The organism is Aeromonas sp. S2(2024) (genome assembly GCF_041402505.1).
In the GTDB taxonomy this organism is placed as follows: domain Bacteria; phylum Pseudomonadota; class Gammaproteobacteria; order Enterobacterales; family Aeromonadaceae; genus Aeromonas; species Aeromonas media.
Map to the genome: position 1 here is coordinate 12,742 of NZ_JBGLRL010000027.1, position 16,273 is coordinate 29,014.

The 16,273-nt window shown below is 61.0% G+C and carries 11 protein-coding genes; 5 read left to right on the forward strand and 6 right to left on the reverse strand.

Features of this window, described 5'->3' with window-relative positions:
- The first annotated feature begins 88 nt into the window (after positions 1-88).
- From pykF to ACB039_RS19150, 3 genes are all read left to right on the forward strand, one after another.
- On the forward strand, positions 89-1,501 hold the full coding sequence (pykF, locus tag ACB039_RS19140; protein ID WP_041205351.1) for a pyruvate kinase PykF: 1,413 nt from the start codon (positions 89-91) through the stop codon (positions 1,499-1,501).
- Between the two features lie 149 nt (positions 1,502-1,650).
- On the forward strand, positions 1,651-4,968 hold the full coding sequence (gene mscK / locus ACB039_RS19145) for a mechanosensitive channel MscK (RefSeq protein WP_042649665.1): 3,318 nt from the start codon (positions 1,651-1,653) through the stop codon (positions 4,966-4,968).
- Between the two features lie 123 nt (positions 4,969-5,091).
- Positions 5,092-5,700, forward strand: a complete 609-nt coding sequence (locus ACB039_RS19150) for a LysE family translocator (protein WP_042649664.1) — start codon at positions 5,092-5,094, stop codon at positions 5,698-5,700.
- 93 nt (positions 5,701-5,793) lie between these two features.
- On the opposite strand, the gene ACB039_RS19155 is transcribed toward ACB039_RS19150, so the two are convergent.
- From ACB039_RS19155 to ACB039_RS19175, 5 genes are all read right to left on the reverse strand, one after another.
- On the reverse strand, positions 5,794-7,965 hold the full coding sequence (locus ACB039_RS19155) for a carbohydrate-binding protein (RefSeq protein WP_371166230.1): 2,172 nt from the start codon (positions 7,963-7,965) through the stop codon (positions 5,794-5,796).
- Between the two features lie 126 nt (positions 7,966-8,091).
- The gene (locus ACB039_RS19160) at positions 8,092-9,699 is read right to left on the reverse strand and encodes a glycoside hydrolase family 3 N-terminal domain-containing protein (protein WP_371166231.1); all 1,608 of its coding nucleotides are present in this window, start codon (positions 9,697-9,699) and stop codon (positions 8,092-8,094) included.
- Positions 9,700-9,729: 30 nt separating this feature from the next.
- Positions 9,730-10,707 (reverse strand): ABC transporter permease, encoded by a 978-nt coding sequence (locus ACB039_RS19165; protein WP_218409359.1) that lies wholly within the window; start codon positions 10,705-10,707, stop codon positions 9,730-9,732.
- Positions 10,704-12,209 (reverse strand): sugar ABC transporter ATP-binding protein, encoded by a 1,506-nt coding sequence (locus ACB039_RS19170; RefSeq protein WP_371166232.1) that lies wholly within the window; start codon positions 12,207-12,209, stop codon positions 10,704-10,706. Before ACB039_RS19170 ends, ACB039_RS19165 begins: the two co-directional genes overlap by 4 nt.
- Positions 12,210-12,269: 60 nt before the next feature.
- Positions 12,270-13,349, reverse strand: a complete 1,080-nt coding sequence (locus ACB039_RS19175) for a substrate-binding domain-containing protein (protein WP_371166233.1) — start codon at positions 13,347-13,349, stop codon at positions 12,270-12,272.
- A 249-nt stretch (positions 13,350-13,598) separates the two neighbouring features.
- Between ACB039_RS19175 and ACB039_RS19180 the strand changes: the two genes are divergently transcribed.
- Positions 13,599-14,357: a helix-turn-helix transcriptional regulator gene (locus ACB039_RS19180; RefSeq protein ID WP_218409360.1), complete on the forward strand. Its 759-nt coding sequence runs from the start codon at positions 13,599-13,601 to the stop codon at positions 14,355-14,357.
- Between the two features lie 113 nt (positions 14,358-14,470).
- On the forward strand, positions 14,471-15,481 hold the full coding sequence (locus tag ACB039_RS19185) for a beta-propeller fold lactonase family protein (RefSeq protein WP_371166234.1): 1,011 nt from the start codon (positions 14,471-14,473) through the stop codon (positions 15,479-15,481).
- Positions 15,482-15,553: 72 nt separating this feature from the next.
- On the opposite strand, the gene ACB039_RS19190 is transcribed toward ACB039_RS19185, so the two are convergent.
- Positions 15,554-16,120, reverse strand: a complete 567-nt coding sequence (locus ACB039_RS19190; protein WP_042650687.1) for a YSC84-related protein — start codon at positions 16,118-16,120, stop codon at positions 15,554-15,556.
- Positions 16,121-16,273 lie beyond the last annotated feature (153 nt).

Genomic DNA, 16,273 nt, shown 5'->3' on the forward strand with positions numbered 1-16,273 from the left:
AGCTCAAAACGTTGTTTCTGGATCATAAAAAGTATCCAAAAACTGGTGTATATTGCACGGCGGAAACTCCTTAACCATGAAGACTGACATGAAAAAGACCAAAATCGTCTGCACCATCGGTCCCAAGACCGAATCCAAAGAAATGCTCGGCAAGATGCTCGACGCCGGCATGAACGTCATGCGCCTGAACTTCTCTCACGGTGATTACGAAGAGCACGGCACCCGTATCCGCAACCTGCGTGAAGTGATGGCCGAGACCGGCAAGCACGCAGCCATCCTGCTGGATACCAAGGGTCCGGAAATCCGTACCATGAAGCTGGAAGGTGGCAACGATGTCTCTCTGGTTGCCGGCCAGACCTTCACCTTCACCACCGACCAGACCGTGGTTGGCAACAAAGACAAGGTCGCCGTGACCTACGCCGGCTTTGCCAACGACCTGCGCGTCGGCAACCGCATCCTGGTGGATGACGGCCTGATCGGTCTGGACGTCATCGAAATCACCGAACGTGAAGTCATCTGCAAGGTGCTGAACAACGGTGATCTGGGCGAGAACAAGGGCGTCAACCTGCCGGGCGTCTCCATCAAGCTGCCGGCCCTGGCCGAGAAAGACAAGCGTGACCTGATCTTCGGTTGCGAGCAGGGCGTGGACTTCGTTGCCGCCTCCTTCATCCGCAAGAAAGAAGACGTGCTGGAAATCCGTGAGCACCTGAAGGCCCACGGTGGCGAGGCCATCCAGATCATCTCCAAGATCGAAAACCAGGAAGGCCTGGACAACTTCGACGACATCCTGGCTGTCTCCGACGGCATCATGGTTGCTCGTGGCGACATGGGTGTGGAAATTCCGGTTGAAGAAGTGATCTTCGCCCAGAAGATGATCATCACCAAGTGCAACAAGGCACGTAAAGTGGTCATCACCGCCACCCAGATGCTGGATTCCATGATCAAGAACCCACGTCCGACCCGCGCCGAAGCCGGTGACGTGGCGAACGCCATCCTGGATGGTACCGACGCCGTCATGCTGTCTGGCGAATCCGCCAAGGGCAAGTACCCGCTGGAAGCCGTGACCATCATGGCCACCATCTGCGAGCGTACCGACGCCGTGATGCCGTCCAACCTGTCTGCTGCCAACGACAGCAACAAGCTGCGCATCACCGAAGCCGTATGTAAAGGCGCGGTCGAGACCTCCGAGAAGCTGGACGCTCCGCTGATCGTGGTTGCCACCGAAGGCGGCAAGTCTGCCAAGGCCATTCGCAAGTACTTCCCGAAAGCCTGGATCCTGGCCATCACCACCAACAAGAAAACCGCTGCCCAGCTGGTCCTGACCAAGGGTGTGGTTGCTCACGTGGTTGACAGCATCGCCTCTACCGACGATTTCTATCGCATCGGCAAAGACGCTGCGCTGCAAAGCGGCATGGGTCTGAAGGGTGACGTGGTCGTCATGGTTTCCGGTGCCCTGGTACCGAGCGGTACCACCAACACCGCCTCCGTTCACGTACTGTAATCAGTCTTGAACCATTGAAAGCGGCGCCTTTGGGCGCCGTTTTTTTTATCTCTCCCCCCTGCTTCGCCTCTCAAGCCGGTGCTAGAATCCACGCGGATTTTCCCCCAGTGGAAAACCACCCGAATCTCGCATAATCACCCGGACGTTTTATGCCCTCAATACAGTTCAGAAGAGCCTCGGCCACCCTGTTGCCGCTGCTCTGTTTACTCATCAGCCTCTGTGCCCCGCAAGCCGTGGCGCAAGACCTGCCCCAGCGCACCACAGTACAGCGGTCGCTCGATGCCCTCGGCAAGTCCGAGACCCTCACCGTCAGCCAGCAGGCGGACCAGAGATTTCTGACCGACACCCTGGCCCTGCTCGACAACATCGAAAAAGAGCAAGCCAAGGCCAAGACGCTGGCACAGCGGGTACGCACCCTGCCCGGTGAATTGAAAGAGATCAGTGCCAAGCTCGATGCCCTGGCCCTGGACAAGGGTCCGGAGCAACTCAAGAGCGAATACGCCACCATGAGCCTGGCAGAGCTGGACAACCGCCAGCCCGAGATCATGGCCAACATGCAGGAGGCCCAGGAGGCCCTCGGCACCATCGGCAGCCAGATCACCAACCTGCAGACCCTGCCGGAGCGGGCCCAGGCCAACATGAGCCGCGCCTATCAACGCAGTCAGGAGATCCGCACTCGCCTGAACTCGGGGGACGGGGTGAGCAGCGCCGAGAAGATGAAGCTCAATACCGAGCTGGCCTTGCTGGACCTGCAACTGGCCAACCTGCAAAAGGAGCTGGACAACCGCACCAGCATGCAGGATCTGGCGGTCAAGCAACGGGACTACCAGAGCGCGCGCCTCGCCCACGAGGAACAGAAGCTGCAGGCCCTGCAGGAGCAGAGCAGTGCCAAGCGCCTCGGCGATACCGAGAAGACCGCCGAGCAGACCGGCGAACTGGTGGCCACCGAAGACAACCCGCTGGTGCAAAAAGAGCAGGAGATCAACCACCAGCTCAGCCAACAGCTCATCAGCGCCACCACCAACCTCAACTCCCTCGCCCAGAAGAACCTGCAGGCCAAGAGCTGGCTGGAGCGTGGCACCCAGACCGAGCGCAACCTCAATGAACAGGTGCAGATGCTCAAGGGCAACCTGCTGCTGTCACGCATCCTCTACCAGCTCTACCAGCAACTGGAGGCCGCCCCCTCCACCCTGGTGAAAAACCTGGAGGAGCAGATCGCAGACCTGCACCTGGCCCAGTTCGAACTGAGCCAGCAGCGGGATCAGCTGTTCCAGAAGACCCAGTACCTTGACAACCTGATCGCCAGCAGCAGAGAGACGGTCAGCGAGGAGGACAAGGCGAGCCTGGCCAAGCTGATCGACACCCGTATCAGCCTGCTCGACCAGCTCAACCGCCAGATGGATGCCCAGCTGACCAACGCCATCAGCCTGCAGCTGACCCAGCAGCAGCTGACGCGCATCTATGCCTCCATCGAATTCACCCTGCAACAGCACATCTTCTGGGTCAGCAGCAACAAGCCCATCGATGGCAAGTGGTTCATCAACTGGCCGAGCCATGCCTACAAACAGGTCTCCGATCTGGTGCTCAAGCCGGACTGGCAAGGTTGGGGCGACATGCTGCTGGCGGTCTCTCTGCTCGCCTTGCCGCTGCTGCTGGTCGGCGGTCTGCTGCTGTGGAAGCGCCCGACCCTGGTCAAGCGCCAGCAGAAGATCACCAAGGATCTCGGCCGTTTCCGCCAGGACAGTCAGTGGCACACCCCGCGCGCCCTGCTCTACACCGTATTGCAGCGCCTGCCGGGTACCCTCTTCATCCTGGCCGCCGGCCTGCTGCTCGCCTATTGCGGCCTGCTCAGTCCCAAGCTCATCTTCCAGATCACCCTGAACCTGGCACTCGGCTACCTGGTGTTCAGCGTCTACCTATCGGTGATGCGACCCGGTGGCATCGGCGAGAGCCACTTCCGCATCCCGCGGGACGAGCTGCAAGCCAAGCGCAACAGCATGCGTTACCTCTGGCTGCCCCTGCTGCCCCTCATCATGCTGTCGACCAAGGCGGTGGTTGAACCCTCATCGCTGGGTAACGATGTAATTGGCCAGGCGCTGACCATGCTGCTGCTGGGTCTGACCGCCTACCTGGTGTTGCCCATCTCCCGCGCCCGCATCAAGGGCGAGGCCAGCATGCTGCAGACCCTGACGGCGGTCGCCCTGGCACTGGCGCCGGTGGCCCTGATGGTGCTGGCGGCGCTCGGTTATTACTACACGGCCCTGAAGCTGACCGGCCGCCTCATCGAGTCCTTCTACCTCATCATCATCTGGAGCCTGGTCTATCGCACCGCCCTGCGAGGTCTGGAGCTGGCGGCCCGCCGTCTGGCCTATCGCCGCGCCGTCGCCAAGCGCGAGCACAAGTCCTCGGAAGATGCGGAAGGGGGCGAGGCCATCGAAGAGCAGCCCATGGATCTGGAGGAAGTCAGCCAGCAGTCCCTGCGCCTGACCCGGATCATGCTGTTGGTGGTGTTCGGCGTCGCCTTCTACTGGCTCTGGTCCGATCTGGTGGCGGTCTTCACCTACCTCGACAGCGTGGTGCTGTGGCACAAGAGCGAGGGGACAGGGGCCAATGCCGTGCTCTATCCCATCAGCCTGAGCGACGTGCTGACCGGCCTGTTCCTGTTCGGGGCGGCCCTGTCACTGGCCCGCAACCTGCCCGGTCTGCTGGAGGTGCTGGTGCTCTCCAAGCTGCGTCTGGCCCAGGGTACCGCCTACGCCTTCACCACCATGCTCAACTATGTGCTGATCGGGATGGGCTCGCTCACGGCGTTGGCCATGCTGGGAGTCCAATGGGAGAAGCTGCAGTGGCTGGCCGCAGGCCTCTCGGTCGGTATCGGCTTCGGCATGCAACAGATCGTCTCCAACTTCATCTCGGGCATCATCATCCTGTTCGAGCGCCCGGTACGGATCGGGGATACGGTCACCATCGGCACCATCTCGGGCACGGTCAACAAGATCCGGATCCGCTCGACCACCCTCACCGACTTCGACCGCAAGGAGGTGATCATCCCGAACCAGCAGTTGATGATAGAGCGACTGATCAACTGGTCCCTGAGCGATACCGTCACCCGGGTCATCGCCCGGGTCGGGGTGGCCTATGGTTCCGATCTGGAGCTGACCCGCACCCTGCTGATGCAGGCGGCCATGGAGAACAGCCGGGTGTTGAAGGAGCCGGCGCCCATCGTCTACTTCCTCACCTTCGGCCCCAGCACCCTGGATCACGAGCTGCGCTTCTTCGTGAGTGAACTCGGGGATCGCAACCCGGCCATCGACGAGCTGAACCGCCGCATCGACGTACTGTTCCGCGAGCATGGCATCGAGATCGCGTTCAACCAGATGGATGTCTACATCAAGAACATGCAGGGGGACGAGCAGAAGGTGGAATCCCGCCCGGCCCTGCCGCCAGCGGGGAACCACCCCGTCTGATCCCGCCCGCTTGCACAGGCCCCGTCATGGGGCCTGATTTTTTTCTACCCTTCCCACACCTTGAAAGCGGGGTCAGTCCCCCAATATAGGGAAGACAACGGACTGTCAGCCACGAGGAACTCAATGGACTATCTCTACGCCGTGGTGCTCTTTGCCATCTCGGCCTCGGTCACCCCGGGGCCGAACAACATCATGGTGATGAGCGCCGGTGCCAACTTCGGGATACGCAAGAGCCTGCCGCTGCTCATGGGGATCTGCGTCGGCTTCACCCTGATGCTGTTGCTGGTCGGGCTGGGTTTCGGCCAGCTGTTTACCCTCTTTCCCGGTTTGCATTTCGCCATCAAGTGCATTGGCACCCTCTATCTGCTCTACCTAGCCTGGCTGATTGCCCGCTCTGCGGGCGAGGTGACGGGAGACGCCTCTGCCCGCCCCCTGGGGTTTCTCAAGGGCGCCCTGTTCCAGTGGGTCAATGCCAAGGCCTGGGTGGTCGCCACCGGCGCCATCGCCGCCTTCACCAGCGCGGGAGCCGACTTCCACCAGCAGAACCTGACCATAGCCCTGACCTTCTTCATCGTCTCTTTCCCCTGCGTCGGGCTCTGGCTCCTGTGCGGCACCCTGCTGAAACGCTGGCTGACCAACGCCCTCGCCCGCCGCCGATTCAATTACGCCATGGCGACCCTGCTGGCCCTCTCCGTGGTGCCCGTCATCCAGGAGATCCTGAGCAGGCCCTGACGCCGCGTACATGAGTCCATCAAGAAACACAGGCCCCGAAGTGGGGCCTGTGTTGTTAGGTGACAGCTATCACCCAGCGCGCATAAAGGGCGTTTAGCTGCAGGCACCGATCAGCTTCCAGGGGTCCCCTGCGCTCGGCACATTGCCACTGTTCCACCACTTGGCCTCATAGATGTTGCCGTTGTAGGTCACCTTGTTGCCCGTGGTGTACACAGACCCGGTGGCCCAGCTTGCCGGGCAACTGCTGCCCTGCTCGAAGCTGGCCGACAGGCTATGGGCACCATTCACGGCGGTGAAGGTGTAGCTACCAGCCACAGCCTGCGCCACACCATCGACGGTGAGGGATTTCACCTTGTAACCGGTATCGGGCAACAGGGTGACGGTGAAGCTGGTTCCCCCCTTGGCCTTCAACACACCGTTCACCGGCACCGGTGACAGAGTGCCGCCGACCCCAACGTTCACGCTGATGTCGAAGAAGACGGGAATGTCGATGGTAGCTTCGCTGTAGCTGCCGCTAAAACCGGCGAAGTTGGTCGCACTGAGGGTATTCACCGCCGTGTTCTTCAGCACTATCTGCTTGGCATCCCCCTTGGCATAGGGTTCAACCAGGCTGATGACCACGTCGCTCCCCTCCTGGCTCAGCTTGATGCCAGAGAAAGGTACCGGCTGGTTGCTCGGGGTGGTGATGACCGTCTTGGCCGGATCGAAGTGACTGACGACCAGCGTCATGTTCCAGCCCCAGTTCAGCGAGCTAAGCGGCACTATATAGCCGAGGCGATCGTAGCTGCCGGTGACATTGGTGAACATCTCGGGCCTGATATCCTGGAGGGTCAACCCCACCAGCTCATAGGAGGAGTAGATGCCGCCATCCTCCGCCTGCGGGCCTATCACCACCGAGGTGGCCGTCTCATAAGCCTTCAGGTGTTTGAAGCCGATGCCAGCACTGCCCGCAATCTTGTCGACCGCAGGATCGAAGCCCTGGACCACCTGCTTGCCCGAGTTCCAGGCCAGGGTGTAGATATCGGATTTGGTGATGACGGCAGCCGGATTGGCCTGCACCGACGCCGCGCTGACCCCCTTGAGCAGGACGCGCTGACCGGCAAACTGCAACTCGGCGCCATCGGCAACATCACCAATCACCAGATCCGCCAGGGGATCCGCCATGCTCCAGCCACGCAACACGATGAGATCATTGCCCAGGGTGAAGTCATTGACCGTGGTCAGGCCGTTCGCCTGCTCGTTGAGCAGGATCTGATCCTTGCCACCACCTGTGATGACAATGTCATTGCCCCAACCGGCCGTCAGCACCTCATCATAAGGTGAGCCCTGGGTGATGCTGTCACCCGGGGTGTCAAACAGGCTGTTGTAGTCACCAAACTTGTAGACGTACTTGGTGATGCAGGTCCCGAGCTCATCACAGGTGATCTGATCCTTGGTCAGCAGGGCGCCGACCCCCCAGGCGCCACGCAGGTGTGCCGCCGCCAGTATGCCTGACATGGTGGCACGGACCTGAATTGGCTGACCGTTGTCATCCTTATCGGGCCAGCTCTTGGCCAGGGCCTGTGCCCAGGTCATGTTCGCGCCCTTGAGCAGCTTGCTTATCACCTGATAGTTGAAATGCATGGCGTCGCGCATCACCAGCTCCTGCTTCTCCGGCAGGCGCAAGTCCGCCAGGGAGTTGACCCCATTCTTGCCGACAAAGGTGCCCTGCCAGCGGTTGACATCGGTCACATAGACCTTGTTGCCGCCCGAGCCCTCAATCTCGGCAAGGGCCTCGGTCTTGCAACCCGCCCAGGTGGAGTCCGGCACGAACATGTAGAAGCTGTCGTACTCCTTGCCATCGACAGTCACCTGTTTCGGGCTGTAGTAACCGGCGTCGATCAGCACCGCCTCTCCCAGCTGATAACCGATAAAACCCCAAGCGTTCAAGGAGTTGTATTGCATCTTCCGGAACATGGCCGCATCGGTCGGGGTGGCGGAATTATAGATGTTCCCCACCCCCAGCTTGTTGAAGAAGCCACTGATGGTGGTCGGCTCGGACAACATGCTGCCGGTCGAACAGTCCCGTACCAGACGACCCGGCGCCGTCACCTGGGCATAGGTGTAGACAGGGTTGTCGAGGTTTTGCAGATAAAAATCTGCCAGTGCCGGATTGATACCGGATTCAAAGTTGCGCAGCGCATCCAGGAAGTCCTGAGTGCCCCCCTTGGCCGCCAGAGCGGGGACAGCCAACGCGAGCAACACGGTTGCCGACACTATTTTCATGGTGCTTTTCAAAGCCTGAACCCTCTAATTAGTCCATTAATCACCGGGCAATTGCCCATGCAGGCTCCCAACAACAGACTCCTAGGAGAAATCCCCCGCCATCCGGGATGGCGGGAAAAACAAAAGTTAACTGACCAGACTCACCGCACGGCTGTGCTGGGTCGCCAGGGTGCCATTCAACACTTTTGCGGCGGCGCGAGCGCTCTCGGGGCGGGCCGAGTGGCTGCACAGGTAGTAGCGCACATCCGGATAACCGAGCAGGTCATAAGGGCTGCGCAGTGCCACCACTATCAGCTTCTCGACCTCGCGGCTGAGCCAGCGGACCAAGGCCTGGGCCTCCCCTTGGGCGAAGTCTTCTCCGGGCAGAGGATGGTGCTCGGTCACCACCAGCAGCCAGTCGTCGCCAACGGTTGTCAGCTGCTCGGGCGTCACGGACAGCACCCGTCGAGCGCCCTGGGCCAGAGCCGCAAGGAAGTGATCGAAGGCAGGTTCACGCTGGTTGGGGCCTATGCCACGGGGATTGGTGAGGTTGTGATAGCTGGTCGCCGGTGTGGCGTTGAGCACATAGAAGGGCCCCTCGCCCAACTCGGGCACCTGGCGTAGCCAGGTGAGCGCCTGGTTGGCACAGCGGTTGGCCACCTGCTGGTTTGCCGCCATGTCGGTGGGTTGATAGAGCGCCATGGGCACCAGCTTGGCGAGCTTGAAGGCAAGGATGCGAGCCAGGGCGGCATCGATCACTGCCTCGTCCAGATCCCCCGCCGCCACCGCGGCCATGATGCCGTGGATCATGGCGAACTGCTTGTCGAGGTAAGAGTCGCTGTGATCGTAGTGCTCCTCGGAGAGCATGATCATGTTGATGCCCGCCTTGAGCGCCAGCACTGCCGCCGTGGCGGGGGAGTAGTGGTGGACGATAGCCCCCATGTTCATGCTGTCGGAGATGATGACACCCTCGAAGCCCATCTCGGTACGCAGCAGATCCTGCAAGATAAGCGATGAGAGCGTGGCCGGGTGCTGACTGTCGAGCTGCGGATAGAGGATATGGCTGGTCATGATGAGATCCACCCCGGCATCGATGGCGGACTGGAAGGGCCGCAGATCCTGCTCGCGCAACTCGCTGAGGGATTTGTCGACCCTGGGGATCTCCCTGTGGGTGTCACCCTGGGTGTCGCCGTGCCCGGGGAAGTGCTTGCCGCTGCCACAGATGCCCCCCTGGTGCAGACCGCGCACCGCCGCCGCCGCGTGCAACGCCACCTTGGCGGGCCTGTCCCCGAAGGAGCGGCTGTCGATGATGGGGGAGCTTGGATTGAAGTTCACATCGCAGCAGGGCCCCAGAATGCAGTTGAAACCGGCAAGGCGCATCTCCTCGGCCATGGCCTTGTACATGGCTTCGGTACCCTGCCCGGTCTCGGCCACACCGAGAGCCAGATTGCCGGGCCCAGTGGTGGACTCCCCCACCAGCACGCCCCAGGCCCCCTCCTGATCCACTCCGAGCAGCAGCGGCAGGCGACCCTGCTCGGCACCTATGCTGGCCAGCTCCCGAGTCAATTGCTGGGCCTCGGCGAAGGTATCGCCGTTGTCCTGGCTCAGATAACAGCCTCCCAGGTTGTACTCGACTATCATGGTGCGCGCCTGCTCGGCGGACTTGCCCGGGAAGGCCAGGATGAACAACTGACCCACCTTCTCTTTCAGGCTCCAGCTGGAGATGATGCTTGCCACCTTGGGATCCATCTTCATGATCTCTTCCTTAAGTATCTGATAATAAATTTATTTTTTTCGCAGCTGCTTGAGCTGCCCCATGGTGAAGGTGACGGCGACGATGACGATGATGCCGCGCAGGATCAGTTGCTGATCCACGTTCAGCCCCATCAGGATCAGGCCATTGTTGACCATGCCCATGATGAGGGCGCCGATGACGGATCCCACCACCATGCCCTTGCCACCAAACAGATTGGTCCCCCCTATGATGACGGCGGCAATCACCAACATGAGATCGCTCTCCCCCAGGGTGTAGCGGGCGCTTTGCAGCCGCCCCGAGTAGAGGATGCCCGCGAGAGCGGCGAGAAAACCGTTGAGCATCAGCACGTAGAGCTTGATGCGGTTGATGTTGATGCCCGAATACATGGCGGAGATCTTGTTGCCCCCGGTAGCCAGCACCTGCTTGCCGAAGCGGGTATTGCGCAGCACGAAGGCGCCTACCACAGTCACCAGAATGGTCCAGATGAAGAGCACCGAGATGGGCCCTATGTCACCCGAGCCGAAGATGAACACATAGAGGTCGTTGTCGATGGGAATGGATTGCAGCGAGGTGGACCAGCGAGCGATGCCGGTGATGATGCCGGTGGTACCCAGGGTCACAAGGAAGGAGGGAATGCCGACCTGGGTCACGAACAGGCCGTTGATGGCCCCTATCATGGTGCCCACCAGGAGCGACGCCGAGACCGCCAGCAGAATGCTGTCCGTCTCCTGCAGGGTCAGCGCCGCGACTATGGCACTGAGTGCGACCGTGGCACCGAACGAGAGATCTATCTCGGCGGCACTCAGCACGAAGGTCATGCCCACCGCCATGATGGCGATGGTGGCGGTCTGACGCGCGATGTTCATCAGATTGACGGCGCTTAGGAAGCCCTTGTCATGCAATACCACGGAAAAGAACACGAAGATGCCCACGAACACCATGTAGATGATGTAGTCGCGCCAGTTGATACCGCGGCCCTTGGGCGCCGGCAGAGTTAAATCTTTCATCCTTGACTCCTTGCTTGTGATTGAACCGCCGCCAGCAGCGTTTCTTCATTCATCCGTCGCCCTTCCAGGCAGGCGACGATCCGCCCCTTGTTCACCACATAGATGAGGTCACAGAAGCTGGCGACCTCGGCATATTCACTCGACACGAAAATGGCCCCGTTACCGGCGGCGACATAGCTGTCCACTATCTTCATGATTTCGTACTTGGCATGGATATCGATGCCGAAGGTGGGATCGTCGAGCAGCAGCACCTTGGCCTTGGTGGAGAGGCACTTGCCGATCACCACCTTCTGCTGGTTGCCGCCGGAGAGAAAACGCACCGATTGCTCGGGACCGCTGGTCTTGACCCCCAGGCTCTTGATCTGGGCCCGCACCATGGCGTCTCCCTTGAGCTTGTCCAGACCCAGTCCCTGGGTGAGCCGGTCATAGGCGGCCATCAACATGTTGTCGGCCACCGAGAAATCGAGCACCAAGCCCTGGCTGCGCCGCTCCTCCGGTACCATGTTGATGCCAAGCGAGATGGCCTGCCTGGGTGAGCGGATCCGCACCGGCTCGCCATCGATGCGGATCTCGCCAGCCTGGATGGGTGTCAGGCCATAGATGGCCTCAAGGATCTCGGTACGGCCACTGCCCAGCAGACCCGCCAATCCCACGACTTGGCCCGGCATCACCCTGAGGGAGATGTCGTGCAGCTGTGCATTCGAGACGCCTTCCAGCTCGAGCAGAGGTACGGCATCCACGGCAGACCCCGGGCGTGACCAGCTCAGGCTGGTGTCACCCTTGCTGCCGAGCATGGCCTCGACCAGTGCCTCGACGCTGGTGTTGGCCGTGTGGGTGGCAAGCACCGTATGGCCGTCACGCAGCACGGTCACGGCGTCGCAGACCCGCATGATGTCGCTGAGATAGTGGGTGATGTAGATGATCGACATCCCCTGGCCCTTGAGGGTGGCGATCACCTTGAACAGTTCGTTGATCTCATTGTTGGAGAGCGAGGCTGTCGGCTCGTCAAGTACCAGGATGCGGGCATTCTGGGCCAGGGCCTTGGCTATCTCGACGAACTGCTGCTGACCAACGCTCAGCCGCCCCACCTCGCAGTCCGGATCCAGATCGACACCCAGCATGGCGAGCAGGGGGGCGGCACGCCTGACCCTGTCCCGGTTGGAAATGATCGAGCCACTCTCGCCGCCGCCAGCCAGGAAGATGTTGTCGGCCACCGACAGGGTCGGCACCAGGCTGAGATCCTGATACACCATGGCGATCCCCTCGGCCTGCGCCTCTTTGGGGGTGGTGAAGCTGCAGGGCTTGCCAAACAACAGCACCTCGCCACCGTCCCGACCATGAAAGCCGTTGAGCAGCTTGACCAGGGTGGACTTGCCCGCCCCGTTCTGACCGACGATGGCATGCACCTCGCCACGCTTGAGACGAAACGACACATCCTTGAGCACGGGGATGCCGTCAAACCCCTTCTTGATACCACTCGCCTCTATGGCGTACAGCTCCATGTGATAACTCCTTCCGTGAGATGGAACGGGTAGCCGCCTGCGAGGCGGCTACCCGTACGCTTATTGACTGAGTGCCTTGGTAACGGCGGCCGGAGGATCTCGACGCAGCGCCTGTTGCCAGGCATCGGCCAGGTTGTCGCGGGTCACCGCATCGGCGGAGACGGTGACGAAGGGAGGGGTCTGTTCTCCCAGCTTGGCCAGGGCCCCCATGGTGGCCAGAGTCTGGCCGAGGTCATAAGGTAAATCCGTCACTATGCCGGCCACGTTGCGGCCCTTGGCCATGTCCAGGGCATTGGCGGCGCCCAGGTCCATGGTGATCACCTTGATGTCACTGCGTCCGGCGGCCCGCGTCGCGGCAACCACCCCTTCGGCGATGGAATCCCAGGGGGCATAGATGGCCTGGATGTCCGGGTGCTGGGTGATGAGAGCCGAGGCAACCACTTCACCATCATTGGCGTTGGCAATGCCCTGCTTGGCGAGGATCTGGACGCCCGGGTGATGCTTGGCCAAGTTGGTCAGCACCGCCTGATCCCGCTGATTGGTGACGTAGTAATTGGCCTCGTGGTAGATGAAGCCTATCTTTCCCTGCTCACCCACCGTCTTGGCCAGCATGTCGGCAGCCAGACCACCCATCTCGAACAGGTCGTCGGTGACGATACCGGCGTAATCCTTGCCATATTCAAATCCCGTTGGCAGGTTGCTGATCAGCACCAGCTTGCTGCCTTGCTGGACCGCGGGGCGAAAGGCCGCGGCGCCGGAGACAGGGTCGACCACCAGGGTAAGAATGATGTCGGGAGCCATGGCCATCACGGTTTCCACGTCCGTCCTCTGCTTGTTGGCATTGAATTCGGCATCGGTCACCGCCACCACTTTGACGTTCAAGTCATGGAATCTGTCTTTGGCACCCTTGATGAGGGCACTCGACCAGTCGGAGGTGGTGTGCATCAGGATGGCGGCCGTGTAATGCTGGGTCTTGACCCTGTCTTGCTGGGCAGTAGTGAGTGTTACCTGGGTATAAGGGGTTGGTTGTTCGCCATTGGGCCCCAGAGTCGTGGTCGCCTCGGCGGCCTGGGCCCCGTTGCCGAGCAGCATGGCGGCGGTCAATGCCGCCAGTAAAAAGTGTGAGCGTTTTGCCAACATGGTATTCTCCCTATATCCATTGAGTGGTTGATAGGTATTATCTAGGTGTTTTATAGCCTGTAATGAGATGTACCTCACTAAAGAGCGCGATGTTTTTGCGACTCAGCTCACAGGATGTTCAATTTTTGTTAATTAATGACAGGAAAAATCTGAGCGTCTGGGTATTCACTGGGTGAGCCGAACACAACAACAGGGATGAATGAAGGCGAGATACGGGGACTTATCACGAGATGCAGAACTGGAAGGAACATGAGTAACAAGCTGATCCCTATCGTCGAGCAGGGGCTCTGCCATCAACTGCTGGCGCGCAATGACATCTATTTCATCAGCTTCGATGAGCAGGAGCAGGTGGTGGCATCCAGCTATCCGGTGGATACCCTGACCCTCAATCGGCTAGACGATCTGGTGTTCCTGGTAGGTCCCGACTACCTGAAGGCCATACGCCAGCGGATCCGGGGCAACCTGCCCACCTTGCATTTCGAGATCCTCAATCTTGCCTTCGAGCTCTTCGCCCATGACGGACCGGACGGCACCCGCATCTGGTGCCTGCAGATCAAGCCGAGTGAGAGCCAGGACGCCTCAGGCATAGAGCAGGATCACCGGCTCATCAACGAACTCGGTCACTCCCTGGCCGCACTCAGCGACAGCCAGGGAGCGGCGCCCGGTGAGCAGCATCAGCAGCTGATCGCCCGCCACCTGCCCGAAGTGGAGCAAAAACTTACCCAAATTCAAGATCCGGCCCTCAAGATGTGTCTGGAGCTGATCCGCGCCAGCATGGAGAAGAGCCTGCAGGCCGACGGCAACCAACGCCTGCTGGAGGTGCTGACCCCCTCGGAGATGCAGGTGGCCGAGTTCATTCGCAGCGGCATGTCCAGCCAGGAGATCGCCAGTGCCCTCAATGTGGCGCGCAAAACGGTGGAGAATCATCGCAACAGCGTGCGCATCAAGCTAGGGCTGGCCAATCGCGGCGTCAATCTGCGCAACTACCTGCTGAGCCTGGAAAAATAACCCGTCCCACAACAAAGACAGGGCCGGCCAATGACGACGATACCCTGCACAACTACTTGCCTGGCCTGGAACAATCATCCAATGATGAGCGCCAGAGCATGAAGGAGATCACAATGCAGCAAGTCGTTTATGTCGCCAACCCGGTGAGCGGGTTGATCCATGTGTTTCGACTCGAGGACGGCGAGCTGGTCCCGCTGCAGGAAGTCCAGACTGGCGGCGAGGTGCAGCCCCTGGTCATCAGCCCGGACCAGCGCTGGCTCTATGCCGGAGTACGCCCCGACTTTCGGGTGCTGAGCTACCCCATCACCGCGGATGGCAGGCTCGGGACGCCCTCCTCGGCCCCGCTCGCGGGCAGCGCCTCCCACACCTGCACGGATGGGACGGGGCGCCTCTTCTTTGCCGCCTCCTACGCCTTCGACCACGTCAGCGTGTCGCCCATGGATGACGGGGGCCGGGTGCTGGCACCCCACCAGCGCATCGACCGGCTGATGGCCGCCCACTCGGTGACCTGGCTGGCGGGGCAAAACGGGGAGCAGGAGCTGCTGGTCGCCTGCCTCAAGGAGGACGTCATCCGCCGCTTCACCCTGGGAGAGGATGGCCACCTGAGCCCCCATCCCCTGGGTGACATCCACACCGCCCCCGGCGCCGGGCCCCGTCACTTGGCCCTGCACCCGACCAACGGGGATCTCTACTGTCTCAATGAGCTCGACTGTACCCTCAACCGCTACCACAGGGAGTCGGACGGTCGCATCAGCGCGCGGGAGAGCCTGGACATGCTACCCGAGGGTTATCAGGGAAAGCGTTGGGGAGCAGATCTGCACCTGACCCCGGACGGCCGTTTCCTCTTTACCAGCGAGCGGACCAGCAGCCTGCTGACCCTGTTTGGTGTTGATCAGGAGGACGGTGCCCTGACCCCGCTTGACCACTTCCCGACCGAATCCTGCCCCCGTGGCTTTGCCATCGACCACAGCGGCCACTATCTGATCGCCACCGGGCAGCGCTCCCGCAGCGTGGCCGTACACCGCATCGCGGCGCAGACGGGCGAGCTCAGCCTCTCCTCCCGCCACCCCGTGGGGGAAGGGGCCATGTGGGTGAGGGTGCTGAGGCTGGACAAGCCCGCCTAGCAGGCCTCAAGGCTGCAGAAATGCGCGCGGCGCTCTGATGAGCGCCGCGCAGTGACAAGCTGTGGTTGGAGGTTATCTGGTGCCGTTGAGTTCATCATCCGGCCAGTACTTGTAACCCTGCATGGTGGCCTGCGCCGCGAGCCCCTGCTCGGTGAGCTGGTACATCTTCACCTTCTGGAAGTCGGCGTTGGCCGCCTCGCTGACCACCACCTTGCCATCCTCCGCCGATTTGGCGGCCAGATCCGCCTGAGCACTGGCATCGAAGCCCGTGGTGATGAAGCGATCCAGCGCGGCGGCATCGTTGAAGATGATCACGGCCTGGAACTTCTTGATCCCCATGCCGATCCCCATCCCGGCGGTCGCCATCTTCATGTAGGTGTCACGACCGGTGCGGTTGTCACGAAGCACCCCATAGCCACTGCCAGCGCTCAGTACCAGCAGGTTGTTGTTCACATTGGTGAAGACGGCATACCCCTTGGATCTTGCCACCTCCTGTCTGGTGCCCCCATCCTGCCCATACAGGGTGGAGAGGGTCTGCTGGCGCATCTGTTGAATGTGGCTGCGCTGCTCGGCGGGGGTATCGCCCTTGGCACAGCCAACCAACAGCAGAACGGCCAGAATATGAGTCCATAGACGCATGTCATTACTCCTTCGTATCTCATGTGTGGGGGCTGACGGGCCCTCTGCCGATCCAGAATCGAGTCAGGACTATCCCGGTGACCCGTTATTTGCGTTCAACATCCGGAGCATGGCTCTGGCCAGATGCAAGTCCCTCATCGCGTCAGTATAACC

Coding starts and splice junctions, on each gene's coding strand:
- ACB039_RS19175 (WP_371166233.1), bottom strand. CDS start 13,349: ATGTTGGCAAAACGCTCACACTTTTTACTGGCGGCATTGACCGCCGCC.
- ACB039_RS19160 (WP_371166231.1), bottom strand. CDS start 9,699: ATGAAGATGGATCCCAAGGTGGCAAGCATCATCTCCAGCTGGAGCCTG.
- ACB039_RS19185 (WP_371166234.1), top strand. CDS start 14,471: ATGCAGCAAGTCGTTTATGTCGCCAACCCGGTGAGCGGGTTGATCCAT.
- ACB039_RS19190 (WP_042650687.1), bottom strand. CDS start 16,120: ATGCGTCTATGGACTCATATTCTGGCCGTTCTGCTGTTGGTTGGCTGT.
- pykF (WP_041205351.1), top strand. CDS start 89: ATGAAAAAGACCAAAATCGTCTGCACCATCGGTCCCAAGACCGAATCC.
- mscK (WP_042649665.1), top strand. CDS start 1,651: ATGCCCTCAATACAGTTCAGAAGAGCCTCGGCCACCCTGTTGCCGCTG.
- ACB039_RS19165 (WP_218409359.1), bottom strand. CDS start 10,707: ATGAAAGATTTAACTCTGCCGGCGCCCAAGGGCCGCGGTATCAACTGG.
- ACB039_RS19150 (WP_042649664.1), top strand. CDS start 5,092: ATGGACTATCTCTACGCCGTGGTGCTCTTTGCCATCTCGGCCTCGGTC.
- ACB039_RS19155 (WP_371166230.1), bottom strand. CDS start 7,965: ATGAAAATAGTGTCGGCAACCGTGTTGCTCGCGTTGGCTGTCCCCGCT.
- ACB039_RS19180 (WP_218409360.1), top strand. CDS start 13,599: ATGAGTAACAAGCTGATCCCTATCGTCGAGCAGGGGCTCTGCCATCAA.
- ACB039_RS19170 (WP_371166232.1), bottom strand. CDS start 12,209: ATGGAGCTGTACGCCATAGAGGCGAGTGGTATCAAGAAGGGGTTTGAC.